Source organism: Nocardioides sp. CPCC 206348 (assembly GCF_048654705.1).
Classification (GTDB): domain Bacteria; phylum Actinomycetota; class Actinomycetes; order Propionibacteriales; family Nocardioidaceae; genus Nocardioides.
Genome location: NZ_JBMCZA010000133.1, coordinates 8713 through 10382 on the forward strand (window position 1 = coordinate 8713; position 1670 = coordinate 10382).

Annotated in this window: 2 protein-coding genes; one reads left to right on the forward strand and one right to left on the reverse strand. The window is 67.8% G+C overall.

Going from position 1 to position 1670, the window contains the following annotated elements; all coding sequences use genetic code 11:
- Nucleotides 1–269, forward strand: a 269-nt coding sequence (locus tag ACOADB_RS08650) for a hypothetical protein (protein ID WP_378597553.1), incomplete at its 5' end; no start/stop codon positions are given.
- 70 nt (nt 270–339) lie between these two features.
- Here ACOADB_RS08650 and ACOADB_RS08655 read toward each other — a convergent pair.
- The gene (locus ACOADB_RS08655) at nt 340–1380 is read right to left on the reverse strand and encodes a hypothetical protein (RefSeq protein WP_378597554.1); all 1041 of its coding nucleotides are present in this window, start codon (nt 1378–1380) and stop codon (nt 340–342) included.
- Nucleotides 1381–1670 lie beyond the last annotated feature (290 nt).

Consider the following 1670-nt stretch of genomic DNA (forward strand, 5'->3'; position numbering starts at 1 on the left):
TCGCCGCCGGGTCCCGGACCACCCCGACCCAACTCGAACACATGTTCTATTCTTGGGGGATGTCAGGCGTCCGGCACGTGTGGGTCCGGCCGGCCTTCGTGCCGGTCGAGATGCCTGGCCTGGTCCTGCTGTGGAGGCCGACGTCGAACGGCTGGCAGGCCCTCGTGACCTGGATCGACCCCGTGGGGCGCATCACCACCGACTGGTGCGATCCGAGCACGCTCCGACCGATCGAGGGGCGGCCGGCCACGGGGTCCCGGTACGGGTGACGTTCGAACAGCCGACAACGGCCGACGTCAGTCCGTCGCAGGCCGTGACGCCTCGTGCTTCGCCACCGCCTCAGCCGGCCGACCACACGTTCTTGGCCTGCAGGGCGCCCGGGAAGAAGTCCTTGCCCCAACGCTCCCCGATCCGCTCGAACGGCTTGAAGTCGTCGTGCAGCACCTTGCCGGCCTTGTCCTTGACGACCTGCACCTTCATGCCGCCGCCCATGACGTCGTCCCACTCCTGCTGGGTCTCGCCGTACTCGGTGCGCTTGCCGTGGGCGACGTGGTCGACGCCGATCGCGTGACCGAACTCGTGGGCGGCGGTGGCCTGCTCGGAGACCAACGGAGTGATCTTCCCCGTGACCGGGTCCCGCGGCTGACCCTGGTACTGCTCCCGCTTCTTCACCTCTCCCGCATCGGGAGCCATGCCACCGCGGCGCTCACCCGTCTTCAGGTCGGTGCTGATCTCCCCGGACTCGTAGGTGGTGTTCTTGAGGTCGATCGGCAGGTGCTCGCCGCCGTCGACCCACAAGACGGTGACCTGGGTCTTGAATGACGGCACCTTGAGCCCGGCCGAGTAGGCCGGCTTGACGGTGCCCTTGCCCGACCACGTCGATTCCACGATCGACTTGAACTGGGCCTTGAACGTCTCGATCTCCTTCGGCTTCGGCGGCGGATCACCGCCCGGCACGACCTTGGCCTTGAAGATCAACGAGATGAGTCCTGTCGTCGGTTCGACGAACGCGTCGAACCGACCGTCGAAGTCGCCGCGTTCGAAGGTCTTCGCGTCCTTCGGTGCTCCGACGTACTTCATGATGTCGGTGATCTGATCGATCGGCAGCGATCCGAGCTCAGCGGCCGTCGCTGACGCGTAGGCCTTCCAGTCGCCCTTCATCGTGACCGCGTTCATCGCCGCCACCAGCCGCGGGCCGCCGACGAATGCGCCGGCCACCTTGTCGGTCCGTGCGGCGGCTGGTTCGAGGGTCGCGAGAGCGGCGAGCAGCTGCGGCATGGCGAACCCCTGGATGTCGGCCAGGGGCTTCTCGTTGTCCTTGTGACGCTGGACCGTGGCAGCACGCTGGACGGCGACCGACGTCGCATGATTGCCCGCCATCCGCTGGAGCGCGGCAAGCTGCCGTGGACCTCCGACACGACCGGCAGCGGCGAACAGTCCAAGCGACGGGCCGCCCACCGCCGGGGCGACCTCCGTCGACGAGGCGGGACGAGCGGAGGCGGGCGCGTCTGTCGTCGGCGCCCGCTCGTGGTCCCCCATCGGCAGAACCTACTGACGACTCATCGAACGGCAGAAGATGTCGGTGGACGCATCTCCGGGCAACGAAATCTGCCCCAACGGGAAGCGGCGGAACCTCAGCAGGTGGTCCCTCAGCCCAGTCCCAGGCGTCG